This is a genomic window from Actinomyces ruminicola (genome assembly GCF_900103885.1).
Taxonomy (GTDB): domain Bacteria; phylum Actinomycetota; class Actinomycetes; order Actinomycetales; family Actinomycetaceae; genus Actinomyces; species Actinomyces ruminicola.
This window is the reverse complement of the sequence record NZ_FNIM01000001.1, coordinates 101,171-128,040: the sequence shown is the minus strand read 5'-3', so window position 1 is coordinate 128,040 and position 26,870 is coordinate 101,171. Positions and strand designations below refer to the sequence as shown.

The 26,870-nt window shown below is 71.2% G+C and carries 22 protein-coding genes; 14 read left to right on the top strand and 8 right to left on the bottom strand.

From position 1 onward, the window contains the following. Positions 1-44 precede the first annotated feature (44 nt). Positions 45-350, bottom strand: coding sequence for a winged helix-turn-helix domain-containing protein (locus tag BLR49_RS00570; RefSeq protein ID WP_092531858.1), 306 nt, complete (start codon positions 348-350; stop codon positions 45-47). A gap of 5 nt (positions 351-355) precedes the next feature. After that, positions 356-1,030, bottom strand: coding sequence for a hypothetical protein (locus BLR49_RS00565; protein WP_176765716.1), 675 nt, complete (start codon positions 1,028-1,030; stop codon positions 356-358). A 192-nt stretch (positions 1,031-1,222) separates the two neighbouring features. Between BLR49_RS00565 and BLR49_RS00560 the strand changes: the two genes are divergently transcribed. The 3 genes from BLR49_RS00560 to BLR49_RS00550 all read left to right on the top strand — a co-directional run bounded on the left by BLR49_RS00560 (position 1,223) and on the right by BLR49_RS00550 (position 6,221). Further along, the gene (locus BLR49_RS00560) at positions 1,223-3,046 is read left to right on the top strand and encodes a proline--tRNA ligase (protein WP_425425744.1); all 1,824 of its coding nucleotides are present in this window, start codon (positions 1,223-1,225) and stop codon (positions 3,044-3,046) included. Beyond that, positions 3,030-5,915, top strand: coding sequence for a DEAD/DEAH box helicase family protein (locus BLR49_RS00555; protein WP_092531852.1), 2,886 nt, complete (start codon positions 3,030-3,032; stop codon positions 5,913-5,915). The genes BLR49_RS00560 and BLR49_RS00555 overlap by 17 nt, the downstream gene beginning before the upstream one ends. Before the next feature lie 66 nt (positions 5,916-5,981). Beyond that, complete coding sequence (locus tag BLR49_RS00550; RefSeq protein WP_092531848.1) at positions 5,982-6,221, top strand: hypothetical protein; 240 nt, start codon at positions 5,982-5,984, stop codon at positions 6,219-6,221. Positions 6,222-6,245: 24 nt separating this feature from the next. Here BLR49_RS00550 and BLR49_RS00545 read toward each other — a convergent pair whose 3' ends face one another. After that, complete coding sequence (locus BLR49_RS00545) at positions 6,246-7,226, bottom strand: hypothetical protein (protein WP_092531845.1); 981 nt, start codon at positions 7,224-7,226, stop codon at positions 6,246-6,248. A 109-nt stretch (positions 7,227-7,335) separates the two neighbouring features. Here BLR49_RS00545 and BLR49_RS00540 point away from each other — a divergent pair, with 109 nt between their 5' ends. The 4 genes from BLR49_RS00540 (at position 7,336) to infB (ending at position 12,423) form a co-directional block, all read left to right on the top strand. Then, positions 7,336-7,812 carry a ribosome maturation factor RimP gene (locus tag BLR49_RS00540; protein WP_092531842.1) on the top strand — a complete coding sequence of 159 codons (477 nt, stop codon included), beginning with the start codon at positions 7,336-7,338 and terminating at the stop codon, positions 7,810-7,812. A gap of 106 nt (positions 7,813-7,918) precedes the next feature. Beyond that, positions 7,919-8,965, top strand: a complete 1,047-nt coding sequence (gene nusA / locus BLR49_RS00535; RefSeq protein WP_092531840.1) for a transcription termination factor NusA — start codon at positions 7,919-7,921, stop codon at positions 8,963-8,965. A 109-nt stretch (positions 8,966-9,074) separates the two neighbouring features. Then, on the top strand, positions 9,075-9,392 hold the full coding sequence (locus BLR49_RS00530; protein ID WP_092531837.1) for a YlxR family protein: 318 nt from the start codon (positions 9,075-9,077) through the stop codon (positions 9,390-9,392). Positions 9,393-9,495: 103 nt separating this feature from the next. Further along, the gene (gene infB / locus BLR49_RS00525) at positions 9,496-12,423 is read left to right on the top strand and encodes a translation initiation factor IF-2 (RefSeq protein ID WP_092531834.1); all 2,928 of its coding nucleotides are present in this window, start codon (positions 9,496-9,498) and stop codon (positions 12,421-12,423) included. Positions 12,424-12,566: 143 nt separating this feature from the next. On the opposite strand, the gene rarD is transcribed toward infB, so the two are convergent. Next, positions 12,567-13,553, bottom strand: coding sequence for an EamA family transporter RarD (rarD, locus tag BLR49_RS00520; RefSeq protein ID WP_245690261.1), 987 nt, complete (start codon positions 13,551-13,553; stop codon positions 12,567-12,569). A gap of 216 nt (positions 13,554-13,769) precedes the next feature. On the opposite strand from rarD, the gene rbfA reads away from it, so the two are divergent. From rbfA to BLR49_RS00505, 3 genes are all read left to right on the top strand, one after another. After that, complete coding sequence (rbfA, locus tag BLR49_RS00515) at positions 13,770-14,327, top strand: 30S ribosome-binding factor RbfA (RefSeq protein WP_092531831.1); 558 nt, start codon at positions 13,770-13,772, stop codon at positions 14,325-14,327. Beyond that, positions 14,324-15,334: a tRNA pseudouridine(55) synthase TruB gene (truB, locus tag BLR49_RS00510; protein WP_092531828.1), complete on the top strand. Its 1,011-nt coding sequence runs from the start codon at positions 14,324-14,326 to the stop codon at positions 15,332-15,334. Before rbfA ends, truB begins: the two co-directional genes overlap by 4 nt. Positions 15,335-15,463: 129 nt before the next feature. Then, positions 15,464-16,510: a bifunctional riboflavin kinase/FAD synthetase gene (locus tag BLR49_RS00505; RefSeq protein ID WP_092531824.1), complete on the top strand. Its 1,047-nt coding sequence runs from the start codon at positions 15,464-15,466 to the stop codon at positions 16,508-16,510. 50 nt (positions 16,511-16,560) lie between these two features. Here BLR49_RS00505 and BLR49_RS00500 read toward each other — a convergent pair whose 3' ends face one another. Beyond that, complete coding sequence (locus BLR49_RS00500; RefSeq protein ID WP_245690259.1) at positions 16,561-17,646, bottom strand: extracellular catalytic domain type 1 short-chain-length polyhydroxyalkanoate depolymerase; 1,086 nt, start codon at positions 17,644-17,646, stop codon at positions 16,561-16,563. 227 nt (positions 17,647-17,873) lie between these two features. Here BLR49_RS00500 and rpsO point away from each other — a divergent pair, with 227 nt between their 5' ends. Then, the gene (gene rpsO, locus BLR49_RS00495; protein ID WP_092531818.1) at positions 17,874-18,143 is read left to right on the top strand and encodes a 30S ribosomal protein S15; all 270 of its coding nucleotides are present in this window, start codon (positions 17,874-17,876) and stop codon (positions 18,141-18,143) included. A gap of 666 nt (positions 18,144-18,809) precedes the next feature. On the opposite strand, the gene fucO is transcribed toward rpsO, so the two are convergent. Next, entirely contained in the window at positions 18,810-19,961 is a 1,152-nt protein-coding gene (fucO, locus tag BLR49_RS00490) for a lactaldehyde reductase (protein ID WP_092531815.1), read from the bottom strand. A 516-nt stretch (positions 19,962-20,477) separates the two neighbouring features. Between fucO and BLR49_RS00485 the strand changes: the two genes are divergently transcribed. Both BLR49_RS00485 and BLR49_RS00480 read left to right on the top strand, forming a co-directional pair. Beyond that, positions 20,478-22,847, top strand: coding sequence for a polyribonucleotide nucleotidyltransferase (locus BLR49_RS00485; protein WP_092531813.1), 2,370 nt, complete (start codon positions 20,478-20,480; stop codon positions 22,845-22,847). Between the two features lie 235 nt (positions 22,848-23,082). Then, the gene (locus BLR49_RS00480) at positions 23,083-24,444 is read left to right on the top strand and encodes a M16 family metallopeptidase (RefSeq protein ID WP_092531810.1); all 1,362 of its coding nucleotides are present in this window, start codon (positions 23,083-23,085) and stop codon (positions 24,442-24,444) included. A gap of 74 nt (positions 24,445-24,518) precedes the next feature. Here the strand turns inward: BLR49_RS00480 and BLR49_RS00475 are convergent, their stop codons facing one another. Further along, a complete protein-coding gene (locus BLR49_RS00475) occupies positions 24,519-24,896 on the bottom strand; it encodes a hypothetical protein (RefSeq protein ID WP_092531807.1) in 378 nt (125 codons plus the stop codon). A 437-nt stretch (positions 24,897-25,333) separates the two neighbouring features. Between BLR49_RS00475 and dapB the strand changes: the two genes are divergently transcribed. Beyond that, entirely contained in the window at positions 25,334-26,086 is a 753-nt protein-coding gene (gene dapB, locus BLR49_RS00470; RefSeq protein ID WP_092531804.1) for a 4-hydroxy-tetrahydrodipicolinate reductase, read from the top strand. A 35-nt stretch (positions 26,087-26,121) separates the two neighbouring features. On the opposite strand, the gene BLR49_RS00465 is transcribed toward dapB, so the two are convergent. After that, positions 26,122-26,796 (bottom strand): GNAT family N-acetyltransferase, encoded by a 675-nt coding sequence (locus BLR49_RS00465; RefSeq protein ID WP_092531801.1) that lies wholly within the window; start codon positions 26,794-26,796, stop codon positions 26,122-26,124. Positions 26,797-26,870 lie beyond the last annotated feature (74 nt).

Here is a 26,870-nt window from a genome sequence, read left to right as displayed (position 1 = left end):
CGTGGGTGCGGGGTCTGGTGCACCCACGACGGCGGGCGTAGTTGTCACTCGTCGTTCAGTAGCTCGTGTAGTGCACGGGTGTATTCGTTGAAGGCGGCGCGGCCGTCATCCGTGAGTGACACGTAGGTGGCGGGGGTGCGCCCGGAGAAGGTCTTGGACTGCTCCACGTATCCGGCCGCTTCCAGCTTGGACAGATGAGTGGACAAGTTGCCCGCCGTCATTCCCAGCAGCTGACGCAGACGGGGGAAGACCAGTGCGTCGCCCCGGGGGACCGCGGCCAGGGTGGCCATGATCCGTAACCGGGACTGGGCATGAATGACGGGGTCGAGCGGTACTGGGGGGTTATTCATTGATATCAGGCTCCCACACGCGCGCTTTGACGACGGCCGTGCAGCGCCGTGACCGCGCCGGCGACCAGCAGGCCGCCGCCGCCGGCCAGGGCCATGATCGCCCACAGCGCGTGTCCGCCGACAATGGTGGCGGCCATGGTCACTGCTAGCACCCAGCCGCCGGTGACGGCCAACGAGGTCTCCTCCCAGATCGCCGCTCCGGCAAGGAACATCACCCCGACCACCAGGCAGGGCAGGGCATTGGCCATGACTGACCCCAGGTCGGCCGCCTCCGGAGTCCCCAGTTCGTTCAGAAAGGCACCGATACGCCCGGACACCGTGAGTGCCAGGATCATGCCGCCCATCCAGGCCAGTCCGTACAGTGTGCCGATCCAGGAGCTACGCCCGCGCAGACCGCGCGAGCGGCGGGCGATGTAGACACAGGTGAAAACGGCCGCGGCTGCCAGACAGCCCAGAAAGACCAGCAACGACCCGACCGGGAGCAGATGGTCGCGGCCCACCGTGAGACCGCAGACGCCGTAGCCGATCAGCCAGGCAAACCCCCAGGCGAAGTAGAACGGTGCGGAGCGGATCTCGATGAGGCGCCGGTAGGCGGATTGCTGCTCGCCGATGGCGGCGAGCGCTGCGGCCGGCTCGAGCCCGGCCTCGTCATTGATGGTGGAGATGGGCGCGGGGTTCATAACAGCTCCTCGTTGCATTCAAAGTAGTTTGCTGCGCAAACCTTCGGGTCTAATGTATCGCCAACCAGTTTGCATTGCAAACTGGTTGGGTGCCCCCTCGCGGGCGCCCAAGGCTCTCCTCCCTCCGCGGCCATGCAGATGTGGTCCATGTCCTGCGGCGTCACCGCGTAAGATCGCCCCGTGCTTCAGACCATGTCCCAGGCCTTCATCCGAACCCTGCGCGAGGACCCCGCCGACGCCGAGGTCGCCAGCCACAAGCTGCTGGTGCGCGCCGGCTACATCCGCCGCGCCGCCCCCGGCGTCTACACCTGGCTGCCGCTCGGCCTGCGCACCCTGCGCAAGATCGAGGCGATCGTCCGCGAGGAGATGGACACCATCTCCCAGGAGGTGCTCTTCCCCGCACTGCTGCCGGCCGAGCCCTACCGGGCCACCGGCCGCTGGGACGACTACGGGCCCACCCTGTTCAAGCTGACCGACCGCAAGGACGCGGACTACCTGCTGGCACCCACCCACGAGGAGATGTTCACCCTACTGGTGAAGGACCTGTACTCCTCCTACAAGGACCTGCCGGTCTCCATCTACCAGATCCAGACCAAGTACCGCGACGAGGCCCGCCCGCGCGCCGGCGTCATCCGCGGTCGCGAGTTCGTCATGAAGGACTCCTACTCCTTCGACATCGACGACGCCGGGCTGGAGGCCTCCTACCAGGCGCACCGCGCCGTCTACCAGCGCATCTTCCAGCGCCTGGGCCTGGAGTACGTGATCGTCAACGCCATGAGTGGTGCCATGGGCGGCTCCCACTCCGAGGAGTTCCTGCACCCCTCGCCCATCGGTGAGGACACCTTCGTACGCACCGATGGCGGCTACGCGGCCAACGCGGAGGCCGTCACCACGCCCGTTCCCGCCGATGTCGACGCCTCCGGGACCGGCCCGGCCCGGGAGGTGGACACCCCCGACGCGTCCACCATCGAAACCCTGGTGGACTTCGTCAACGCCGCTTACCCGCGCGCCGACGGGCGCGCCTGGACCGCCGCGGACACGCTCAAGAACGTCGTGGTCGCCCTGACCCATCCCTCCGGCGAGCGCGAGCTGCTGGTCGTCGGTATTCCCGGCGATCGCGACGTCGACATGCGGCGCCTGGAGGCCGCCGTCGCCCCCGCCGAGGTGGAGATGGCCACCGACGCCGACTTCGCCGCTCACCCCGAGCTGGTGCGCGGTTACATCGGCCCGGCGGCGATCGGCCCCAACTCGCCGAAGCGCCGCGTGGAGCGGGACACTGACGGCAATGAGGTGCTCACCGGCTCGGTGCGCTACCTGCTCGACCCGCGGGTGGTGCCCGGCACCGCCTGGGTCACCGGCGCCAACGCCCACCAGCGGCACGTGCTCGACCTGGTGGCCGGCCGCGACTTCACCGCCGACGGCACCATCGAAGCCGCCGAGATCCGCGAGGGCGACCCCGCCCCCGACGGCTCGGGCCCCCTGCACCTGGCCCGAGGCATCGAGCTCGGGCACATCTTCGCCCTGGGACGCAAGTACGCGCGCGCCCTGGACCTGACCGTGCTGGACGAGAACGGCAAGTCCCGCGTGGTCACCATGGGCTCCTACGGCATCGGCGTCACCCGCGCCCTGGCCGCCCTGGCCGAGTCCAACCACGACGAGCAGGGACTGGCCTGGCCCATCCAGGTGGCGCCCTACCAGGTGCAGGTGCTGGCCACCGGCAAGGACGACGCCGTCTTCGAGGCTGCCGCCGATCTGGCCGGCGCGCTGGACGAGGCCGGAGTGGAGGTCCTGTACGACGACCGCCGCAAGGTCAGCGCCGGCGTTAAGTTCAAGGACGCCGAGCTGCTCGGCATGCCCTACACCGTGGTGGTCGGCCGCGACCTGGCCAAGGAGGGCACCGTGGAGATCCGCGACCGCCGCAGCGGCGAGCGCACCTCCGTGCCCGCAGAACAGGCCGCCGCCCATGTACGTGACCTGGTGCAGGCGGCACTATCCCGGGATGAAGCGCACGCCTAACGGCGAGCACCAGCCGCGACCGCTGCGGGAATGGAGCCTGGCCGTGCCGCTGCGCGGCTACCAGGCGGACCTGATGCGCGCCGTGGACCCTGCCGACGGCGCGCGTCTGCACCTGGTGGCGCCGCCGGGTTCCGGAAAGACCCTGATCGGTCTCGCCCTTGCGCGCGCCAACGGGCGTCGGGCACTTGTCCTGACCCCCACCACGGTCATTCGCGAGCAGTGGTGCGAACAGGCCCGCACTCACCTGCGTACACCGGATGGGCGGGCGCCGAGCATACGTGACACCTGCGAGAATCCAGCCGACGACGCCGCACCGGCCGGGCTCACGGTGCTCACCTACCAGTCGTTGTCCGTGGTCGACACCTCGGTGCGCTGGCGCGATGCCGCCCGCAAACGCTGGCTCGAAGAGCTCACCGCCTCGGGACAGGCCCCCGGACGCGCCGAAACCTGGCTTGAGGAGCTCTCCCGTACCAACTCCGCCGCCTATCGCTCCGGCATCTCCCGGCGCGCCTCGGCCATGCGTGCCGCACTGGCTTCGCTCGACATCGATCACCTTGCTTCCCTGCTTCGCCCGACGGCGCGCGCCCGACTCGACGCCCTCGTGGACGAGCGCGTCGCCACGATCGTCGTCGACGAGTGTCACCACCTGCGCGCTCACTGGGCGGCGGTCGTCCACTACCTGCTGGCCCGCCTGAAAGCCGTGGGGGCCCGCCCCACCCTGATCGGGCTGACCGCCACACTGCCCTCCGCGGAGGACGGCTCCCGCCGCCGCTACCAGACCCTGCTGGGCGATGTCGACTATGAGATCCCCATCCCCGCCGTCGTCCGCGCCGGCAGCCTCGCGCCGAGCCGCAACCTGGTGCGGTTCACACTGCCCGATGCTTCGGAACGGGCCTTCCTCACCAGCGCAGGGGCGGAGCTGAGCCACCGCGTCGACCAGCTGCTGCTGTCCCCCGACGGCGTACAGTTCCTCGCCGACGCCGTCGCCCCCGCCCCGGGCACCGCCTCCTCGCCCGGGGACGTGCACGAGGACGCACTCGCCGCCCGCATGGTGGCCGGCTTCGACTCCGACCCGCTGAGCGCCACCGCCGCCGCCGCACTACTGACCCAGCGTCTGGGTGCCTACGCCCCCACCGAACTGACGACCGCGCTGGTGCCCCTGCTGCCCACCACTGGGCTGCTGGGCGTCGACGAGGTGCTGGAACTGCTTGGTCGCTACGCCCTGGCCCGGCTCCTGCCCGACCCCGGCCGCCGCTCCCAGTGGCAGGACGTCAAGGAGCTGCTTGCCGGATACGGATACCACCTGACCGACTCCGGGCTGCGCGCCGGGCGCTCGCCGCAGGACGTCGTCTGTGCGGCCTCCCGGGCCAAGGACACCGCGGTCGTCGATATTCTGCGTGCGGAGCACGCCTGTCTGGGGCGGCGCCTGCGCGCCGTCGTGGTCACCGACGCCGCCGAGCACTCCGCCGCCCATCGGGCGCTGGACGTCTTGGCCGGCTCCGCCGCCGCCGGAACCCGTCGGCCCCCCGGCGGTGCTCTGCGCTGCTACGAGACGATCTTGAGCGATGCGGTTGTGCGTGGCCTGCATCCCGTGCTCCTGACCGGCCGGCACCTGCAACTGGCCTCCGGAGACGGCGATCTGCTCGACCACCTGCGTGCCGCCACCGGCCTGGCCCTGCCCGCCGCCGACGACGGCTGGATCGTGCGTGTGCGTGGCCCGGAGGCCGGTGCCGCGCGACTCGTTGGCGCGGTCGGCGAGCTGGTAGTCCAGGGCGCCGTGCGGCTGGTGGTCGGCACGCGGGGTCTGCTGGGGGAGGGGTGGGACTGCCCGTCCGTCAACACCCTGATTGACCTGACCACGGTCACCACGGCTACCTCGGTCCAGCAGCTGCGCGGCCGCACGCTGCGCCTGGACCCCGCCTGGCCGGGCAAGAGCGCCCACAACTGGTCGGTCACCTGCCTGCTGCCGCCACAGACCGGTGCCGGATCCGGCAGCGACCTGGAACGGCTCCGACGGCGGCATGATTACTTGTGGAGCGCGGTCCCGAGCGCCGACGGCACGGTGGAGACCGCATCCATACGCACGGGCTTGAGCGCTGCCCTCACGCCGGAGCAGCGGCACATCCTGGCCACCGTTCACGACGGCGCCGATGCCGAGGCGGTTCGGGCCTTGAATGCCGCAACCCCGTTGGGGCCCCGCGAGCGGGAGGGAAGCGCCTGGCTGGCCCCGCTTTCGGACGACGGCCACGCCTTCCGCCGCAGCCCGGCCCCGCTCGGCGCCGGGCAAGAGGCGCGGGCCGTGCTGCTGACCTGCGCGGCCGGGATGCTGCGCCGGGGCGACCCGGCCCGGTTCTGGTACGGGGCGGCGCGCAGCGTGATGGCCGGACTCCGAGCCGGCGGGCGGCCGCACACGACCCGCCTCGCTGCGCTTGTGCTGGAGGAGACCGAGACCGGCGTGCGCGTCGCCTTCAGTGGCGGCACGGAGAACGAGCGCAGACTGGCCGCTGACACGCTGGTGGCACTCGCCTCGCCGCCGCGGTCAAACCCACGGTTCGTTCTGGAGGTTCCGCGCTGGACCCTGCGTAAGGCCACCGCGCCGGGACGACTACGGCGGCTGCTGGGACGCGCACTGGACGCGGTGGAACGGGCGCGGGGCAGGGAGCGGCTCTACCTGGCGGTGCCGCGCATCTTGGGACGCTCCCGGGAGGTGGTGGCTGCTTTTGTCGAGGCCTGGCAGCGGGAGGTTGGCCCGTGCAGTCTGCACCTGGTGCGGGAAGAGGCTGATCTGGAAGCACTTATCGCGGCCCGGGGCAGGCTGGGGGCGGGCGAGCTGGTCGACGTCGCGTGCGAGCGTGTCTGGATCGACTGACCGCTAGACTAACGCCAGTCGGTTGTGTGGACTTGTTGATCGCAGGTGAAGGGGTGAGTGAACAATATGTTCACCAGTTTCATTACCCGGCTGATAATCCAGGTGTTCGCCTTCTTCTCCCTGGCGCTGTCCGTCGGCGCGCTGGTCGCGCTGGGGTATGAAGCCGATCTCAATCCCGGTGCAGACAATAATGACCTGCTGGTCTCTTGGCAGACCTGGTGGGCGCTGCTCAGCGCCGTACTCGCTATTGGGGCCACCATTGCGGTCTACAGGGCGTACGAGCGCGACCTGTCGGCGGGACGATAGCCCACCTGGCAGGAATCGAGCCGCTCAGGCGGCGTATCCGGGCAGGGGAGCGTCCACATCCGCGCCCCAGGCTCGGGCGCGCAGGGCCGCATCCAGGGCCGCGTCTATCGCCTGCTCGGTGGCGTCACCGCCGCTTGCGACCACGCCGGCCAGTTCGGTCTCCTCCACTCCCAGCCACACCCGCCGCGCCCAGGTGACATCGATGGACGTGGCCGAGTCCGCCGCCTCGGTCGGGGCGGAGTAGGCGGGCAGCCGGGTGTCCTCTCCGCCCAGCGCGACCGAGGCGCTCACGAGCGCCCGGGCGTAGGCCACGTCCGCCTCGGCGCGGGTGCGGGCCGCACCCGTCGAGCGCGCCGCCACCTCCTCCAGCGCATAGCGGGCCGCGTCGTAGGCGGACAGCAGCTCGCCGGGCAGCGCCTCGGTCAGGGCGGACGCATCCCTCCCGGAGACCTCCACCGCGTTCCCGTCCAGCCGCAGCGCCTGAAGCGACCAGGCCACCGCCAGGGAGGCGTACAGACGGGCGGTGTCGGCGTCATCGCAAGCCACGGCCGCCTCGCGCGCCATGGCGGCCCCGTCGGTCAGGGCGGCGGCCAGGTCGGCGGTGTCGGCATCCGCTGCGGCAGAGGGCGCCGGGGAGACCGTCTCATAGGTGGTGGGCACCGGCGTCGCCCACGGGTCCCATACCCCGCCCAGCGCCTCCAGCTGGGTGGCGGCACTGGCGGCAATCGCGTCGGCCAGGGCGGACTGCTCGGCGTCCTGGGAGCGGGCCACCACATCCGCCGTCGAACCGATCAACGTCGCCTGCCGGGCCAGGCCGTCACGCACCGCCTCCTGGGCGGACGCCGTCGGCAGGGAGGCGGGGGAGCCGCCGCCGACCCGCAGGCTGCAGGCGCCGGTGGCCGCCACTGCCGCCGTCAGGGCGAGGACGCCCGCACGGCGCAGCAGTACGCGACGGGTGGGAAGGGCACAGGAGGCAGCCGGGCCGGCGGTGAAAGTGGGTGTCACGTGGTCATCCTCGCACGGACGGGTAGCATGGACCTGATCAATCCGATCCGACTTGAAGCAACTCAAACACCACCGGCCCCCACAGGCCCATTACGGGAGGAACCTCCACATGACCGACGCGTCCGCCCGGAGCCAGGAGTCCAGCCTGCGGCAGCTGCTTGCCCCCGTCGTCGAGGAGGCCGGGCTCTTCCTGGAGGACGTGCGCCTGGCGCGGGCCGGCAAGTACACCACGCTGCGGGTGGTCGTCGATCTTCCCGACGGCCCCGGCGACCTCGACCTGGATGCCCTCGGCGAGGCCACCCGGGCGATCTCCGAGGCCGTCGACGACGCCGACCCGGTGGCCGGCCAGTACACGCTGGAGGTATCCACCCCCGGCGCCGAGCGGGAATTGCGCACACCCCGCCACTTCCGCCGCGCCGTCGGCCACCGCGCGGTGATCACCACCGCCTCAGACGCGCAGGAGCAGACCCTGGAGGGCGAGGTCGCCGGCGCCGACGAGGACACCGTCACCCTCACCGTGGACGACGCGCCCCGCACCATTGCGTTGGCGGACGTGACCGCCGCCCGTATGGTCGTGCGCATGTAGTCGGCCCACCACGCCCCGCCCCGGCGCTCACCCGGCCGGGGACAGATCCCACGGAGCCGACCGCCGAGGGACGAGACGAGACAGAGACAACAGGAATCTAGGAACCATGGACATCAACATGCCGGAGCTGCGAGGTGCAGCCGACGAGCTGGGCATCGACCTGGACAATCTTCTGCCCGCCATCGAGGACGCCATCCTGGGCGCATACAGCAAGGTCCCCGGAGCCATCCGCGGCGCCCACGTGGAGATCGACCGCAGGACCGGGCATATGACCGTGCTCGCCCCGGAGGTCGACGAGAACGACGAGCCCACCGGCGAGTACTTCGACGACACCCCCGAGGACTTCGGCCGCATCGCTCAGGCCACCGCCCGCTCGGTGATCGTGCAGCGCATCCAGGACCGCCGCGACTTCGAGGTCCTGGGCGCCTTCAAGGACAAGGCCGGCGAGCTCATCTCCGGCACCGTCGAGCAGGGCCGTGACCCGCGCCTGGTATACGTGCGCCTGGACGACGAGCACGAGGGCATCATGCCCCCGCACGAGCAGGTGCCCGGCGAGCGCTACAGGCACGGAGACCGCATCCGCGCCTATGTCACCGAGGTGTCCCGCGGTCCCAAGGGCGCGCAGATCATTCTGTCCCGCACCCACCCGGGCCTGGTGCGCAAGCTGTTCGAGCGCGAGGTCCCCGAGATCTCCTCCGGCGACGTCGAGATCGTCTCGGTGGCCCGGGAGGCCGGACACCGCACCAAGGTCGCGGTCAGCGCCCGCGTGCGCGGCGTGAACGCCAAGGGCGCCTGCATCGGCCCCATGGGGCAGCGGGTGCGCGCGGTCATGGCCGAGCTGGGAGGGGAGAAGATCGACATCGTCGACTACTCCGAGGACCCGGCCCGTTTCGTCGCCAACGCCCTGTCCCCGGCCCGCGTCTCCTCCGTCACGGTGCTCGATGCCGCGGAACGCTCCGCCCGCGCCATCGTCCCGGACTTCCAGCTCTCGCTCGCAATCGGCAAGGAGGGGCAGAACGCCCGCCTGGCGGCCCGGCTGACGGGCTGGAAGATCGACATCCACGCCGACACCGAGTCGGGTGAGGTCACGCCGGGTCGTGACTCCCATGCCGACGACGTGACTGGTCCCTCAACGCCCGGCGCCCAGGACTAGCGCCCGACCCCGCTACACTTATTCCCGGCCTGCCTGCGGGCATGCGCCGGGCTGCCGCCCGGCGTCCCGCGGCGGTATTCGACAGCGAGCGGAAGGACGCGGCCAGCCGGTGGTCAACACCCCCCACGTGCCCGAACGCACCTGCATCGGCTGCCGCGGCAAGGCCCCACGGGCGCAGTTGCTGCGCCTGGCCCTGACGGACAGTGGCGAGCTGACCGTCGACGCCCGGGCACTCATGCCGGGGCGCGGCGCATGGATCCACCCGGACCCGGCATGCGTCGATCTCGCCGAGCGCAGGCGCGCCTTCGGGCGCGCCCTGCGCCTGCGCGGGTCACCCGATGTGGCCCCCGTACGCGACTGGGTCGGCCTCCACGGGGCTGACTACAGCCGTACACACCGTCCCCGACCGGGGACGGCGGACCGATAGCAAAGGCGGGTAGGAAGCTGATGGGCACCCGATGAGTACCCGGCGATGAGCTGCCTCTACTAGCGCCCACCCTGTTCGGGGTGGGCAACCGGACAGGAGAAAAGTGGCAAAACCACGCGTTCATGAGCTCGCGAAGGAGCTCGACCCCACTGGCAAGAAGATCACCTCCAAGGTGATTCTGGCCTGGCTCAAGGATCAGGGGGAGTTCGTCAAGGCGGCGTCCTCCACCGTTGAGCCCCCCGTCGCTCGCCGGGTCCGCGAGCACTTCGCCGCCCAGGGCGAGGCCAAGGCCCCCAAGCCGGCGGCGCCCAAGCCCGCGGCCAAGTCCAAGGCGCCCACTCCCGGCGCCGCACCCAAGCCGGCTCCGACCGCACCCAAGCCGGGTGCACGCCCGGCGCCCCCCAAGCCTGCGGCGGCCGCCCCGAAGCCCGCGGGCACGCCCAAGCCCGGCGGCCCCAAGCCGTCTCCGGCTCCGGCCTCTCCGGCTCCGCAGTCCGCCCCGACTGCCGGAGCCGACGAGCAACCCCGGCCGACCGCCCCGACCCCGGGGCCCCGGCCGGCTGCGCCCACGCCCGGCCCGCGGCCCGGCGCACCCCGTCCGGGCAACAACCCGTACGCCACCTCCCAGGGCATGCCCCGTCCCGGCGGCTCCGGCGGTCGCGGGCGCGGCAAGGGTCCCCGTTCGGGCGGCCCGCGTCCGGGCAACAACCCGTACGCCACCTCCCAGGGCATGCCCCGTCCCGGCGGCTCCGGCGGTCGCGGGCGCGGCAAGGGTCCCCGTTCGGGCGGCCCGCGTCCGGGCAACAACCCGTACGCCACCTCCCAGGGCATGCCCCGTCCCGGCGGTAGCGGCGGTCCGCGCCCGCAGGGGTCCCGTCCCGGTCAGGGCGGCCCGCGCCCGGGCCCGCGTTCAGGTGGCCCGCGCCCCAACCCGGGCATGATGCCGGGCCGCTCGTCGGTCGGTCGCCCCGGTGCTCCGGCCCGCGGTGGTCAGGGCGGCCGTGGCGGCCGTCCCGGCTCCGGCGGCAGGGGAGGCTCGGGCGGCGGCGGTCCGCGGGGCGGCTTCGGCGGCCCCCGCGGGGGCCGTGGCGGCCGCGGCTCGACGCAGGGCGCCTTCGGGCGCGGCGGCGGCGCTCCGCGCGGGCGCAAGTCGCGTCGGGCCAAGCGCCAGGAGTTCGAGCAGCAGAGCGCGCCGACCATCGGCGGCGTCGTCGTTCCCCGCGGTGACGGCTCCACCCCGGTGCGTGTGCGCCAGGGCGCCACGCTGACCGACCTGGCCGAGAAGATCAACGCCAACCCGGCGGCACTGGTAACCGTGCTGTTCCACCTCGGTGAGATGGCTACGGCCACCCAGTCCCTGGACGAGGACACCTTCGCCCTGCTGGGCGCCGAACTGGGCTACGACGTCCAGATCGTGTCTCCCGAGGACGAGGACCGCGAGCTGCTGGAGTCCTTCGACATCGACCTCGAGGCCGAGGAGGCCGGCGAGGACGACGCCGAACTGCTGCCGCGCCCGCCGGTGGTCACCGTCATGGGTCACGTCGACCACGGTAAGACCAAGCTGCTGGACGCCATCCGCTCCACCGACGTGGTCGCCGGCGAGGCCGGTGGCATCACCCAGTCCATCGGCGCCTACCAGGTGCGGGTGCACCTGGGTGACGAGACCCGCCCGATCACCTTCATCGACACCCCCGGTCACGAGGCCTTCACGGCCATGCGTGCCCGCGGCGCCGAGGTGACGGACATCGCCATCCTGGTGGTCGCCGCCGACGACGGCGTCATGCCGCAGACCGTTGAGGCGCTCAACCACGCCCAGGCCGCCGGCGTGCCGATCGTGGTGGCCGTCAACAAGATCGACAAGGAGGGCGCCAACCCGGAGAAGATCCGCGGCCAGCTCACCGAGTACGGTCTGGTGCCCGAGGAGTACGGCGGCGACACCATGTTCGTCGACATCTCCGCCAAGCAGCGCACCAATATCGACGGCCTGCTGGAGGCGGTCCTGCTCACCGCCGACGCCGCCCTGGACCTGCGCGCCAACCCGAACACGGACGCCCGCGGTGTCACGGTGGAGGCGAAGCTGGACCGCGGCCGCGGCGCCGTCGCCACCGTCCTGGTGGAGCGCGGCACGCTGCGTGTCGGTGACCCGATCGTCGCCGGCAGCGCCTACGGGCGCGTGCGCGCCATGTTCGACGAGCACGGCAACACGCTGGAGGAGGCCGGCCCGGCCCGGCCCGCCCAGGTGCTCGGCCTGACCAGCGTCCCCAGCGCGGGCGACTCCTTCATCGTCGCCCCCGACGACCGCACCGCCCGGCAGATCGCCGACCGGCGCGAGGCCGCCGGGCGCGCCGCGGAGCTCGCCAAGCGCCGCAAGCGCGTCTCGCTGGAGAACCTCACCGATGTGCTCAAGGAGGGCAAGGTCGACACCCTCAACCTCATCCTCAAGGGCGACAGCTCGGGTGCGGTCGAGGCACTGGAGGACTCGCTGCTCAAGATCGACGTCGGCGACGAGGTCGCCCTGCGGGTCATCCACCGCGGCGTCGGCGCGGTCACGCAGAGCGATGTCGACCTGGCCACCGTGGACTCCGCCGTCATCATCGGCTTCAACGTGCGTCCCGCGGTGCGGGTCGCCGAGCTGGCCGACCGCGAGGGCGTCGACATGAAGTTCTACACGGTCATCTACAACGCCATCGAGGACGTCGAGGCAGCGATGAAGGGCATGCTCAAGCCGATCTACGAGGAGGTCGAGCTGGGCACGGCGGAAATCCGCCAGGTCTTCCGCTCCTCGAAGTTCGGCTCGATCGCCGGTTCGATCGTCCGCTCCGGCGTCATCAAGCGCGGGGCCAAGGCCCGCCTGGTGCGTGACGGCGTCGTGGTGAACGGGGACCTCACGGTGGAGACGCTGCGCCGCGAGAAGGACGACGTCACCGAGGTCCGCGAGGGCTACGAATGCGGTATCAACCTCAGCTTCCGCGACATCGCCGAGGGCGACGTCATCGAGACCTGGGAGATGCGCGAGAAGCCCCGCGAGTGATCGACACCTCCACGGTCGACGGGCCTGGGAGCATGCCGGGCCCAGCGACCATATGAGCGCCGGTGCCGCCGGCTCTTTCGAGAGCGGCGGCACCGGCGTCGTCTTCGCCCGGTCTCGGCATCACAGGTTCCGGTGCGCGCGGGTCACCGGTGCTTGCCGGGGCGTGGGCGGCGGGATAGCTGCCACAGCAGGTCGGTGATGAACACGAGCACCGCCACCCACACCAGCGCCGTCGAGACCCAGCGGGCCGGTGAGATCTCCTCGCGGAACACCGCCCAGGCCAGCAGGAACTGCATGACCGGAGTGATGTACTGGCTCAGCCCCACGATCGACAGCGGCACCCGGCGCGTGCCCGCGGCGAACAGCAGCAGTGGCACCGCAGTAACCGGACCGGCCAGCACCAGCCCCGCGGCCAGCGCCCCGGATGTCGTCGTCCCCTGCAGGGCGCCCTGCCCGCCCGCGTACAGCCAGGCGAAATAGGCCAGCGCCACCGGGGTCATGCAGCCGCTCTCCACCGTCAGGCCGGTGAGCGCGTCCACGCGCGCGCCAACCCGCTTCTTCACCAGCCCATAAAGGCCGAAGGACAGGGCCAGAGACAGGGAAATCCACGGCAGCGAGCCCTGCGCCGCCACCAGCACGGCGATGGCGACCGCCGCGATGCCAACCGCGACTCCCTGTGCCGGCCGCAGCCGCTCACCGAGGAAGAGCGCCGCCAGCACCACCGTGACCAGCGGGTTGATGAAGTACCCCAGGGCCGCATCCGCGGTGCGACCGGAGTTGACCGCGTAGACGTACACCAGCCAGTTCACCGACACCAGCAGGCCGCTGGCCGCGAGGACGCCGAGGATGCGTGGCGTTGTGACAGCGGTCCGGAGAGCCGGCCAGGAGCGGCGCAGGGCGGTGAGCCCCAGGCATGTCGCCAAGGTCCACACCAGGCGGTGCCCGATGATCTCCACGCTGCCGGCCGCCTGCAGCAGGTGGAAGTACAGGGGGAACATGCCCCACAGCAGGTAGCAGCCGAGCACCATCGCCACGCCCGAGGCGTCGCCGGCGGCGGCACCCGCCCCCACCGGGGCAGACGCCGGGGCGGTGGCGGGCGGCGATTCGGGAGCGGGGGAGGCGGCGTTCACGTGCGGCGCTCCTGTTCGGGCGGGGAAGGGGATGCGCACGAGGATAAACCCGGGGCGCGGCAGACCTCGTCGGGGTGCTCCCGCTGCCACCGTCTGGCGATCGGGCGGGTGGTGGGGCACAATATTCCGTCCGCCGGTTGCAGTCGTGGCCATCGACCGCGCGCCGCACTCGCAGCCGTCGCCACCATCGCAGCACTCGATTCTCAAGGAGTCCTCATGGCAGACGCCGCCCGCGTTCGCAAGGTCGCCGACCGCATTCACGAGACCGTCGCCCGCCTCCTGCAGGGCAGGATCAAGGACCCTCGACTCGGCTTCATCACCATCACCGACGTGCGCGTCACCGGCGACCTGCAGCAGGCGACCATCTTCTACACCGTCTACGGCAGCGACGAGGAGCGCGAGGACACCGCCGCCGCACTGCGCTCGGCCACCGGCCTGATCCGCTCCGAGGTCGGACGGGCGCTCGGAATTCGCCTGACCCCGTCGATTGCCTTCCAGCTGGACTCGCTGCCCACCCAGGCGCAGGCATTCGAGGACGCGCTCGCCCAGGCACGCGCCCGCGATGAGCAGATCGCCCGCACCTACGCCGGCGCCACCTATGCCGGCGACGCCGACCCCTACCGTCACGACGACGAAGACGACTACGACGCCGGCGACGAAGATGCGGCTGACTACGAGTCGGCGGATTCCGGGGATGCCACGGACTACGACGCAGTGGACCATGACGACTACGAGCCGGCCGGCACCGGGGCCGACGCGGAAGACGACGCGTGAGATACGCCGACGTCCCCCGCGGCACTGGAACCGCGGCCGACGGGCTGCTGGCGGTGGACAAGCCCGCCGGCGTCACCAGCCACGACGTGGTCGCCATGACCCGTCGCCTGGCCGCCACCCGCAAGGTCGGCCACGCCGGCACGCTGGACCCCCTGGCCACCGGACTGCTGCTGCTCGGCATCGGCCGCGCCACCCGCTTCCTGACCTACCTGGTCGGCGCCGACAAGACCTACCTGGCCACGGCCCGCCTGGGCCAGGCCACGCTCACCGAGGACGCCGAGGGCGAGGTAACCACCTCCCCCGGCTGCACGGCCGCTCCCGATCTGCCCGCCCGCATCGACGCGGCGCTGACCTCTCTGACAGGCGAGATCATGCAGGTGCCGTCGGCGGTCTCCGCCATCAAGGTCAACGGCGTGCGCGCCTATGCGCGCGTGCGCGGCGGCGAGGAGGTCGTCCTCCCGGCCCGCCCGGTCACCATCCACGCCCTCGAGCGCAGAGGCGACCCGCGGCCCGGGGCCGCTGCGGACGGCACGGCCGTGGTAGACGTCGACCTGGAGGTGCACTGCTCCTCGGGCACCTACGTGCGCGCCCTGGCCCGTGACCTCGGCACCGCCCTGGGCTGCGGGGCGCACCTGACTGCACTGCGGCGCACCGGGGTGGGCCCGTTCACGGTCGAAGAGGCCGACGGCATCGACTCCCTGATCGACGCCGTCGCCGCCGGGCAGGCACTGCCCGTGCTGCCCCTGGCGGTGGTGGCCCGCCGCTGCTTCCCCGCCGTCGCCCTGGAGGCGGAGCAGGCGCGAGCCCTGCGCTACGGGCAGGCCCTACCCGCCGAGGTGCTGGATCGGGCGGCGGCACCGGCGCATCCGGTTGTCTCCAAGACCTCCGCCGGGGACGCGCCGGGCGTGGCCGCCGGGTTCGACCCGGAGGGCAGGCTCGTGGCACTGTTGGCCCATAAGGGCGGGCGCACCCGCCCCGTGCTCGTACTGCCTAAGTCGCCCGAGTGACCTCGCAACCCGTCCGGGCGACGCCGTCGCCCGGACCGCCACCCACAGCACAGGAGACACAGTTGAACCAGATCACGAGCGGCCGCGTCCCGCGCGGCCTCGGGGACGCGGACTGAGGCGGGGCTCGCAGTGGAGATCTGGTACGGCGCCGAGCAGGTGCCCGCAGCCCTGAGGGACCCGGACGGGCCGGGGAGCATCGTCACCGTGGGCGTCTTCGACGGTGTGCACCGCGGGCACCAGGCGATCCTCGGCCGCGTCGTAGAGCGGGCCCGGCGGGAGGCCGGAACCGACGGGCGCCGTCCCCGGGCCATCGCCCTGACCTTCGACCCGCATCCGGCGGTGGTGCACCGCCCCGAGACCCGGCTGCCCATGATCACCTCGCTCGCCGACCGGCTGGAGTCCTTGGCGGCCACGGGCCTGGACGCGGTGCTCGTGGTCCACTACACGCTCGCCTTCGCCGAGCAGGGGCCGGAGGAATTCGTGCGCGACTGGCTCGAGGATCTGCTCGGGGCGCGCGCGATCGTGGTCGGCGACGACGTGCGCTTCGGTCGCGGCAACTGCGGCGACGCGAACACGCTGCGACAGATCGGCCAGGTCGACGGCATCGACGTGGAGATCGTCGCCGACGTGGTCGCCCCCTCCGGCCGCCGCTGGTCCTCCACCTGGGTGCGCGAGCTGTTGGAGGCCGGTGACATGCGCGGCGCCGCAGCAGTACTCGGTCACGTCCACCGGCTGCGCGGCACGGTCATTCGCGGGCACCGTCGCGGCCGCGAGTTCGGCTTCCCCACCGCCAACCTTGACGCCGCCACCGCCGGAGTGGTGCCGCCCGACGGCGTCTATGCGGGCTGGTTGGTGCGCTCACCGGAGGCCGGGGTGGTCGGCGGCGTGGCGACGGGCGAGGAGCGTCTGCCGGCCGCCATCTCCATCGGTACCAATCCGACCTTCGACGACGTGCCGGACCGCACCGTCGAGGCGCACGTGCTCGGGCGCGCGGACCTGAACCTGTACGGGGAGGTCGTGGTCATCGAACTGGTCGAGCGGCTGCGTCCCATGCTCGCCTTTGACGGCCTGGAACCGCTGCTGGTGCAGATGCGTCAGGACGTGCGCGACATCGCGGCCGTGCTGGGCGTACCCGAGCCCGAGCCCATACGGCCCGAGGACGTCACCGCGCTCTGACCGCTGCGCCGGGACGTCTGCGGCGGCGCCGACGCTGCGGACGGACGTGATCACTGCCCGGGGTGGGCGGCGAAGAAGTCCCACATGAGCTCGGAGGCGCTGATCTCCTGGGTGGTCGTGCCCAGTGCGCTGATGTCGACGCCGGTGCCCGGCCAGGTGTGGCCGCCGCCGTCGACCGTGTACAGCTCCACGGCGGCCTCGCCTTCGCAGGAGCCATAACGGGTGAGGGACACGTGGTCGGAGACCTTCTCGGTGGCCGCCTCATCGGTGCAGCCGTTCAGATCCGCCCAGGCGCTGACGGCAGCCTCGACGCTGTAGCCCCAGCGGGCATCGTCGTTGCCGGCGAAGGGGTTGACCTGGTCCTCGGTGCCGTGGAAGGTGAGCACGGAGACCGGCCGGTCCGGTGCGCAGGTCGTGGGGTCGAGCACGGTTACGTCGTCCTCGGTAGCACGACCGGCCCGTAGCCCCGCCACCGGCGCGATGGCGGCGATCAGGTCGGGGCGCTCGCAGGCGAGCGCGCTGGCCATGCGGCCGCCGCCCGAGTAGCCGGTCGCGTAGACGCGGTCGGCGTCCACACAGGCCTGCTCGGTCAGGGAGTCGATGACTGCGGCCAGGAAGGCGACGTCGTCTCGGGCGTCATCGTCGGGGTACTCGCCGGCCGTGGTGGGCACGCCGGGCACGTTCCACGCCCAGTTGCCGTCGGGCAGCGGATCATCGGTGTCCAGGGCGATCGCGGCGGTCGGTTCGGCCACGATGAAGCCGTCGGCATCGGCGTCGGCCACGGCGTCGAGCCCGCTGATCTCCGCCTGGGAGGTGCCGTTGGAGTTGGAGCCGTGCAGGTCCAGGACCAGGGGGAGCGGCGTGTTGGGATCGGCGTCGGTGGGCACATGCACCCGAACCGGGTAGGTCTCGCCGGTGAAGGCGACCTCGACGGTCTGCGTGCCGGACAGCGCGCGGGTGCAGGCTTGCACGGCTGACCCGGTGGAGTCGGCGGAGCCCGAAGAGGCGGAGTCGGAGCCGCACCCGGTCACCGTGACGGATGCGATCAGTGCGAGCACAGCGACGATGACGGAGGCGATGACGAGCATGCGGTGGCGTGGGGGAGTGCTTGAGAATGGCTGTTGGGGGGATGACACGGGGACTCCTCAGGGAAAACGACGGTGTTCACAGGGGCCAAGGTGACAAGAGTATAGGCGGCGCGGCGACTGTGCAGGGCGGCGGCGTGTGCCCGATGCCACCGGTCTGCGGGCCAGGCGGGCGGTTCTTGGCTGATATGGTTGCCCAGCCGTCGATCGGCCGCGGACGTGTCATGCCCGGGAGAACCAGCCCCGGCGCTCCGCGCAACGAGAAAGCAGGAGTCATCGTGTCGATTTCCCCCGAACGCAAGCAGGAGCTCATTGCCGAGTACGCCACCCACGAGGGCGACACCGGCTCCCCGGAGGTTCAGGTCGCCATCCTGTCCGAGCGGATCTCCAACCTGACCGAGCACTTCAAGTCCCACGCGCACGACCACCACTCACGCCGCGGCCTGTACCTGCTGATCGGTAAGCGCCGCCGCCTGCTGGACTACCTCGAGCGCGAGGACATCGAGCGCTACCGCAAGCTCATCTCCCGCCTCGGCATCCGCCGCTGAGCGGCCGCGATTCAAAGCCGACACCGGGCCCCGACCTCCACCGTGGAGGTCGGGGCCCGGTGCGTGATGACTGGGGTACTGGGTTTTTCGGACGGGTGGTTGTTGCGTGCGGCAGGCTGCTTTCGAGGGGACGAGCCTGGTGTCCCGTCCGCTTGGCGTATTCACGGGTTATCGGCAGGGCAGGCGGCGGACGGGACCCGGTGCTGACGGTTCGTACCTTTTGGACTCTCTGCCGCCATTTGGACCGCCTACTGCCATTTGGACCGTCCTAGCTTGCGCTCTCAGACGGTCCAAGTGGACACCCGCGGTCCAAATAGAGCAAGGCGGTCCAAGTGGTGCATGCAGAGGCGGATGGCGAGTCGGCACAAGTATCTGGGGGCGCGGCGGGGCAGGCGCACGAAGCCCGGCCGCTGCGCAGCAGCGGTCGACCGACAGGACCTTCCGTCAACGCATCTGCCGCCACCAGGGTCTCACTGCTTCCGGCACTCCCAGAACTCATGAGATCCGATCGTCCTAGAAGCAAGAGCACAACACCGTGGGGTAGACGCACGAACCGTCGCAGGAAGCGCCGAAGCGTCGGGGCGAAGTGCGAGACTCACGCCGACAACCCGCTGCCGCTAGGTGCGCCGACGCCTACTAAGCGGGATCGGCGCACCCCGCAGGGGCTCACAGCAGTGAGCGGTACAGCGCCTCAATGTCCTCGCGGGTGGCCGGACGCGGGTTGCCCGGGGTGCACACGTCGGCGAAGGCGTCCTCGGTCAGCGCGGCGATGCCGGACTCGTCCACGCCCACCTCGCTGATGCGGGTGGGGTTGCCCAGGTCCCGGGTCAGCTGGGCGACCGCCTCGACGGCGGCGGTGCGGGCGTCCTCCAGCGGCATGGTCTGGGCGTCGGCAACCCCGAAGGCCTCGGCGATGTCGCGGTACTTCTCCCCGGTGTACTCGGCGTTGAAGGCCATGATCGGGGCCAGCAGGATGCCGTTTGCCACCCCGTGCGGGGCGTTGTAGCGCCCGCCCAGCGGATGCGCCATGCCGTGCACCAGCCCGAGGCCCACGTTGGAGTAGGCCATGCCGTTGATGTATGCGGCCAGCCCCATCTGCTCCACGGCGTCGGCGTCGCCGTCGGCGGCCTGGCGCAGGTTCTTCGCGATCATCTGGATGGAGCGCAGGCACAGGGCGTCGGACAGCTCCCAGGCGCCGGGGGTGATGTACCCCTCGATGGCGTGGGTGAGGGCGTCCAGGCCGGTGGCGACCTTCAGGCCGCGGGGCATGCCGTCCATGAGGTCGGGGTCGACCACGGCGACCACCGGGATGTCGTGGGGGTCCACGCACACGAACTTGCGCTGGTTTGCTGTGTCGGTGATGACGTAGTTGATGGTGGTCTCCGAGGCGGTGCCCGCCGTGGTGGGCACCCCGATGATGGGTGTGCCCGGGTTCTTCGTGGGGGAGAGGCCCTCCAGGCTGAGTACGTCCTCGAACTCGGGGTTGGTGGCGATCACCGAGATGGCCTTACAGGTGTCCTGCGGGCTGCCGCCGCCCAGGCCGATGAGGATGTCGGCGCCCGAATCCCGGAAGGCGGCCAGGCCGGCCTGCACCTTCTCCACCGGCGGATTGGGGACCACATCGGAGAAGATCTCCCAGGAGATGCCGGCGCCGTCGAGCAGGTCGGTGATGCGGGCGGCGGTGCCGTTGTCGGCCAGGACCGGGTCGGTGACGATGAAGGCCTTGCTCAGGCCGCGGGCGGTGATCTCGGTGGGGATGTTGGCAATGGCGCCGCGTCCGAAGTAGCCGGTCTGGTTGAAGATCATGCGGTAGGTCATTGAGCGCTCCCTTGGTGTAGCTCGCCGGTGTCAGGTCTACGGGCGGGGTCCGCGTGCCGCCGCCCGCGTTTGAAACGATTTCATGAGGTTCTCCTCATGCGGTAGGCCCGAAGGTCCCGAGCCCGTCGGCGCGTCCTATTTCACGTCGGAGGCTCGGTTCGCCGCTCCCGCGCTCCCCGGCGGAACGGTAGGATCTAGCCGTCCGTCTCCGAAGCTAGCGGCAGCGGCAGTGCGTTTCCCGGGCGCCGGCAGGTGACTGCCCGGATGCGTCGGCCCGCAGCCAGCTCCGGGAGGAGCCCACGCCACCGTATGTGGGCGGCGCCGGCAGCGGCGTCGTCGGCCCATTGGAGAGCGCAGGGGGAGCGGACCTGGCGGCCGGGATGGACTCGGCGGCCGGACGGCATGGCCCGTCGGTTTTCGGTGGTGGCCTCCGGAACAGCGTGCGCGCAGCTCCGTGGGCCTCGATCGAAGGCCACGGCCGGCCGAACGATCGACATAGAAAGAGACACGTTACATATGTTCCTTGACGACCCCGAGGTCACGGCCGCCGAGGCCGTGATCGACAACGGTCCCTTCGGTAAGCGCGTGGTTCGCTTCGAGACCGGGCGGCTGGCCAAGCAGGCCGCCGGCAGCGCCATGGCCTACCTGGACGGCGAGACCACCGTCCTGTCTGCCACCACCGTGGGCAAGCACCCCAAGGACCAGTTCGACTTCTTCCCGCTCACCGTTGACGTGGAGGAGCGCCAGTACGCCGCCGGCCGCATTCCCGGCTCCTTCTTCCGCCGCGAGGGCCGCGCCGGCACCTCCGCCATCCTCGCCTGCCGCCTGATTGACCGCCCGCTGCGCCCCTCCTTCGTCAAGGGCCTGCGCAACGAGGTCCAGGTGGTTGAGACCGTGCTGTCCATCCACCCCGACGACGCCTACGACGTCCTGGCCATCAACGCGGCCTCCATGTCCACCCAGATCGCGGGCCTGCCCTTCTCCGGTCCCGTGGCCGGCACCCGTCTGGCGCTCATCGACGGACACTGGGTCGCCTTCCCCCGCTACTCCGAGCTCGAGCGCGCCACCTTCAACATGGTTGTGGCCGGGCGCGTTCTGGCCGACGGCGACGTCGCCATCATGATGGTTGAGGCCGGCGCCACCGAGAACGCCTGGGACCTCATCGCCGCCGGCGCCACCGCCCCCACCGAGGCCGTCGTCGCCGAGGCCCTGGAGGCCGCCAAGCCGCACATCAAGGTGCTGTGCGAGGCGCAGCTGGAGGTCGCCAAGCACGCCTCCAAGCCCACCGCCGACTTCCCCCTCTACCTGGACTACACCGACGAGCAGTACGACGCCGTCGAGAAGGCCGCGCAGGCCCACGACCTGGCCGCCGCCATCGCCACCGAGGGCAAGCAGGCCCGCGACGAGGCCACCGACGCTGTGCGCGACGCGGTGCTGGCCGACCTGGCCGAGGCCTTCCCGGCCGAGGAGGACGCCAAGGCCCTCAAGGCCGCCTTCCGCTCCGTGACCAAGAAGCTCGTGCGCCACCGCACCCTCACCGAGGGCGTGCGCATGGACGGCCGCGGCCTGAAGGACATCCGCACCCTGGCCGCCGAGGTCGAGGTGCTGCCCCGGGTGCACGGCTCGGCCATCTTCGAGCGCGGCGAGACCCAGATCATGGGCGTGACCACGCTGAACATGCTGCGCATGGAGCAGCAGATCGACGACCTTTCGCCGATCAAGCACAAGCGCTACATGCACCAGTACGTCTTCCCGCCCTTCTCCACCGGTGAGACCGGCCGCGTGGGCGCCCCCAAGCGCCGCGAGATCGGCCACGGCGCCCTGGCCGAGCGCGCCCTGGTGCCGGTGCTGCCCAGCCGGGACGACTTCCCCTACGCCATCCGCCAGGTCTCCGAGGCGCTCGGCTCCAACGGGTCGACCTCCATGGGCTCGGTGTGCGCCTCCACGCTGTCGCTGCTCAACGCCGGCGTGCCGCTGCGCGCCCCCGTGGCAGGCATCGCCATGGGCCTGATGCACGAGGAGATCGACGGCGAGACCAAGTGGGCCACGCTCACCGACATCCTCGGCAGCGAGGACGCCTTCGGCGACATGGACTTCAAGGTCGCCGGAACCCGCGACTTCATCACCGCCCTGCAGCTGGACACCAAGCTGGACGGACTGCCCTCCGACGTCCTGGCCGGCGCCCTGGCGCAGGCCCGCGATGCCCGCCTGTTCATCCTGGACGTGCTCGCCCAGGCGATCGATGCCCCCGACGAGATGGCTCCGACCGCTCCGCGCGTGCTGACCGTGCACATCCCCGTGGACAAGATCGGTGAGGTCATCGGCCCCAAGGGCAAGATGATCAACCAGATCCAGGAGGACACCGGCGCCGAGCTGACGGTCGAGGACGACGGCACCATCTACATCGGCGCCTCGGACGGCCCCTCGGCCGAGGCGGCCCGCGAGGCCGTCAACGCCATCGCCAACCCGCAGATGCCGGAGATCGGCGAGCGCTTCGTCGGCACTGTGGTCAAGACCACCACCTTCGGTGCCTTCGTGTCGCTCACCCCGGGCAAGGACGGCCTGCTGCACGTCTCCCAGATCCGCCGACTCGTCGGCGGCAAGCGCGTGGAGAACGTGGAGGATGTGCTGAACGTGGGCGACAAGGTCGAGGTCGAGCTGGCCGAGATCGACCAGCGCGGCAAGCTCAGCCTGCACGCCGTCCTCAACGAGGAGCAGCAGGCTGCCGAGGACGAGGCCAAGGCGCGCCGCGCCGAGCGCGGTGAGGGCGACGGTGAGCGTCGGCCGCGCCGCCGCCGCGAGCGCACCGAGGAGGACAGCGAGCGCCGTGAGCGCCGCCCGCGCCGCCGCCGCATGCGCACCGTGGAGTCCTCCGAGGAGGAGTGAGCCCGCCGGTAGGCCGCAACAGGCCACCGACTCGGTAATCCCATCAGGGCCGGGCCCCGGACGATCATCACGATTGCCCGGGGCCCGGCCCTCTCTCCCGCCGAGATCGGTAGAAGTTACGTGCCGAGTTCGGTAGAAGTAACGTGCCGAGATCGGTCGTAATGGTGACGCGTCGCTCGGCGGTGGGCAGGACATGTCTGAGATCGGCAGGAGGTCGGTCGTCTAGGCTCATGCGGTGACCACTCCCGCGCCCACCGGCCCCGAAACCAGCTTCGCCGAAGTCCTCCTTGAGCGTGCACCCGCCGGCGCTCCCGGCACCGAGCTCCGCCTCGTCGACGACGGCGCCGCCATCCGCCGCTCGATCCTGCCCGGCGGGGTGCGGGTGATCACCGAGCACGTGCCCGCGCTGCGCTCGGCCTCGCTGGGCATGTGGTTCGGCGTAGGCAGCCGCGACGAGCGCGCCGGCCAGGAGGGCTCCACCCACTTCCTGGAGCACCTGCTGTTCAAGGGCACGGCCACCCGCAGCGCCCACGACATCGCCGAGGCCTTCGACATGATCGGCGGCGAGTCCAACGCCGCCACCGCCAAGGAGCACACCTCCTACTACGCCCGCGTGCTCGGCCCCGACGACCTGACCGCCCTGGACGTGCTCGCCGACATGGTCACCTCCTCCCGCCTGGACCCGGGTGAGGTGGAGACCGAGCGCGGCGTGATCGTCTCCGAGCTGGCCGACGCCGCCGACGACCCCGCCGAGATCGCCCAGGAGGCCTTCGCCCGCGCCACCTTCGGCGACGGCACCCCACTGGGCCGCCCCATCGGCGGCACCTACGAGACCGTCTCGGCCGTGCCCCGCGACGCCGTCTGGGAGCACTACCAGCGCACCTACGCCTCCGACACCCTCGTGGTCGCGGCCGCCGGCGCCGTCGACCACGACGAGATCTGCGAGCGGGTCGCCGCGGACCTGGCCGCCGCCGGCTGGGACACCACCGGGGCCGTCGCCCCGCGGCCCCGCCGCTTCGAGACCGAGCCCGTGGCGGAACTGACCGTCCAAGACATCACCGTGGTGCGCGAGGCCGAGCAGTCCCACGTCTACCTCGCCTGCCAGGGCATCCCCGCCCTGGACGAGCGCCGCTGGACCATGAGCGTGCTCACCACGATCCTCGGCGGTGGCATGTCCTCGCGCCTGTTCCAGGAGATCCGTGAGAAGCGCGGCCTGGCCTATTCCACATACGCATTCGACACCCCCTACGCGGGGGCCGGCGCCTTCGGGCTGTACGCCGGCTGCGCCCCCGGCGACGTCGACGAGGTTCTGGCCGTCATGGCCGGCGAGTTCGAGTCGCTTGCCGCCGACGGCGTCACCGCGCGGGAGCTGGAGCGCGCCCGGGGCCAGATCCGCGGCTCCATGGTGCTTGGGGGAGAGGACTCGCTGGCGCGCATGGGGCGGCTGGGTCGCGCCGAGGTCGTCACCGGCCGCCTGCGCTCCATGGAGGAGAACCTGCGCCGCCTGGAGGCGGTGACCGCCGCCGACGTGCGCGCCCTGGCGGCCCAGCTCGCCGCCCAGGACCGCTGCCGCGTCGTGGTCGGGCCGGGTGTCTGAGAGAAGTAGTAGCGGACGGTGCGGTCGTAAACAGCGATCGCGGCGGTGGTGAGGATGCGGTGAAGTGCACGGGCTCAGCCTTGTGGCTGCCGTCCCCGAAGCCACTGCGGCTGGCATACGGCAAAAACGAAGAAGAGGACCGTGCCGATCACCCATGCTCCGGCCATGCCCGTGGGATGAGTGAGGGCAACCGCTATCATGACTCCCAGTGCCACGGCGGAAATCGCCTTCAGGGTCTGCAGGCCGGTGGCGACTGCGAATGCCGTGCTTGTGGCGGAGATTGCGACGGCGATTGTCACCGCTTGTTGCGGGGTATCCCAGTTCAGGTGGACGAGAACCCCGCTCAGGGCGGCGATGGCGACGACAGACAACGACGATATGACGCTCTGCCGAACCTCGCGCACTGGGTTTAAGCATGGGCTGCTTGACGAGCCATAGCCGAGCTGCGACATGGAGGCTTCCTTGAATGTGAAGTGTGATACGTGCACTAATCCGCCGACCGCACGGTAGTCAACGCCCCGACGAGACTTATCGCGGGTGCCCCGAGGCGCGGGGATTGAGGGTGCTTCGTGGTTGAGAGTGTGGTGTCGGAGGTGTGGGTCGGCGAGGCAACACGGTGTGGAGGTGCGGGGGCTGCTGGGCGTGTGCGGCCTAGGGAGATGGCGTTGGGTACGCCTATTCGACCTCTACTACGCCACTTCGACGTCTGTTGAAGGGGCCAGAGCCCTTCAGTAAAGGCCTAGGTGGCGTAGTAGAGCACGAACCGGCGTAGTAGACGACTCGGCTGCGGGCACGAACATGCCGCCGGCCTCGCCTTGCGGCCCAAGCACCCGCGCGAACAGGGTCGGGCCCCGCCCCCGAATGTGTCATTGCTGGCTAGGATGCCTGCATGAGCATCGCCGTTGCCGTCGTCGGCGCCGCAGGGCGCATGGGATCCACCGTCTGCCAGGCCGTCCAGGACGCCGACGGCCTCGAACTCGTCGCCCGCCTCGACGTCGGCGACGAACTCACCCTGGCCACCCTGAACGGCGCCGACGTCGCCGTTGACTTCACCCACCCGGCCGTCACCGAGGACAACGTCCACGCCCTGATCGACGCCGGCGTGGACGTGGTGGTCGGCACCACCGGCTGGACGGATGAGTCCTACGAGCGCGTGCGCGAGCACCTGGAGCGCCCCGAAGCGGCCGGCTGCAGCGTCATCATCGCGCCGAACTTCGCCCTGTCCGCGGTGCTGACCATGAGCTTCGCCGCCAAGGCCGCCCGCTACTTCGAGTCCGCCGAGGTCATCGAACTGCACCACCCGAACAAGGTGGACGCCCCCTCCGGCACCGCCATCGCGACCGCTCGCGGAATTGCCGCCGCCCGGGCCGAGGCGGGACTGGGACCGGTTCCCGACGCCACCGAGACCGACCCCGACGGCGCCCGCGGCGCCGTGGTCGACGGCGTGCACGTGCACGCCGTGCGCCTGCGCGGACTCACCGCCCACGAGGAGGTCGTGCTCGGCAACCCCGGCGAGCAGCTGACCATCCGCACCGACTCCTTCGACCGCGCCAGCTTCATGCCGGGCGTGGTGCTGGCCGTGCGCGAGGTGGGCGCCCGCGAGGGCCTGACCATCGGCCTGGACCAGCTGCTCGACCTCTGACGGCGCCGGCCTGGTTGGTCCGGTCGTCCGACGCGTTACAGCGCCGCCACCCAGCAGTCCTCGATGACGCCCTGTCCGACCGGCAGCCGACGGAACGAGTCGGTGCGCTCCAGGCCGGCGCCGCGCAGGAACCCGGCCAGGGACTCGTCCCCGCGCACCGCCCACACCAGCAGCACGTCGGCCCCCTGGGCGTGCGCATGCTCCGTGGCGGCGGCCAGCAGCCGGGAACCGTGCCCGCGGCGCTGCCACTCCGGGGCTACGCCCAGCGCAGTGATCTCCAGGCCCCGGCTGGCCACGGGGACCGCGCCCGCTCCGGCGTCGACGGTGTGCCCATCGGCCGCGCCCGCCGTCTTCTTCATATTAGCGCCGTCGTCGGGGGAGGGAGCGACGCCGACTAGCCCCACCACTTCTCCGCTCTCCCCGACGGCCACGAGTACGCGGTGCGCCGACGACGGCGGGCTGGACACCGCCTGCTCCCAGCCGGCGGCGATCACCGGCGGTGCCACCATCGCCTCCACTCCCGCAGGCAGCGGCGCATCGTGGGCGGAGGCGTGAGCCGCGCGCAGCGAGGACAGCATGGCGGCGGCATGCACCCGTCCGATCGCCTCCAGGTCCGCGTCCGTGGCCTCGCGCACAAAACCGGCTGTGCTGGGGGCGGATCCACTGTGATTGAGGGGTGTCTCGCGAGGGGAACCCGTGGACTTCGTCATGGGGTTGAGCGTAACGTCTGCCGCGGGACGACTCAGCAGCGTGAACGCGCTATGCAGGAATGTCGTTAACGCCC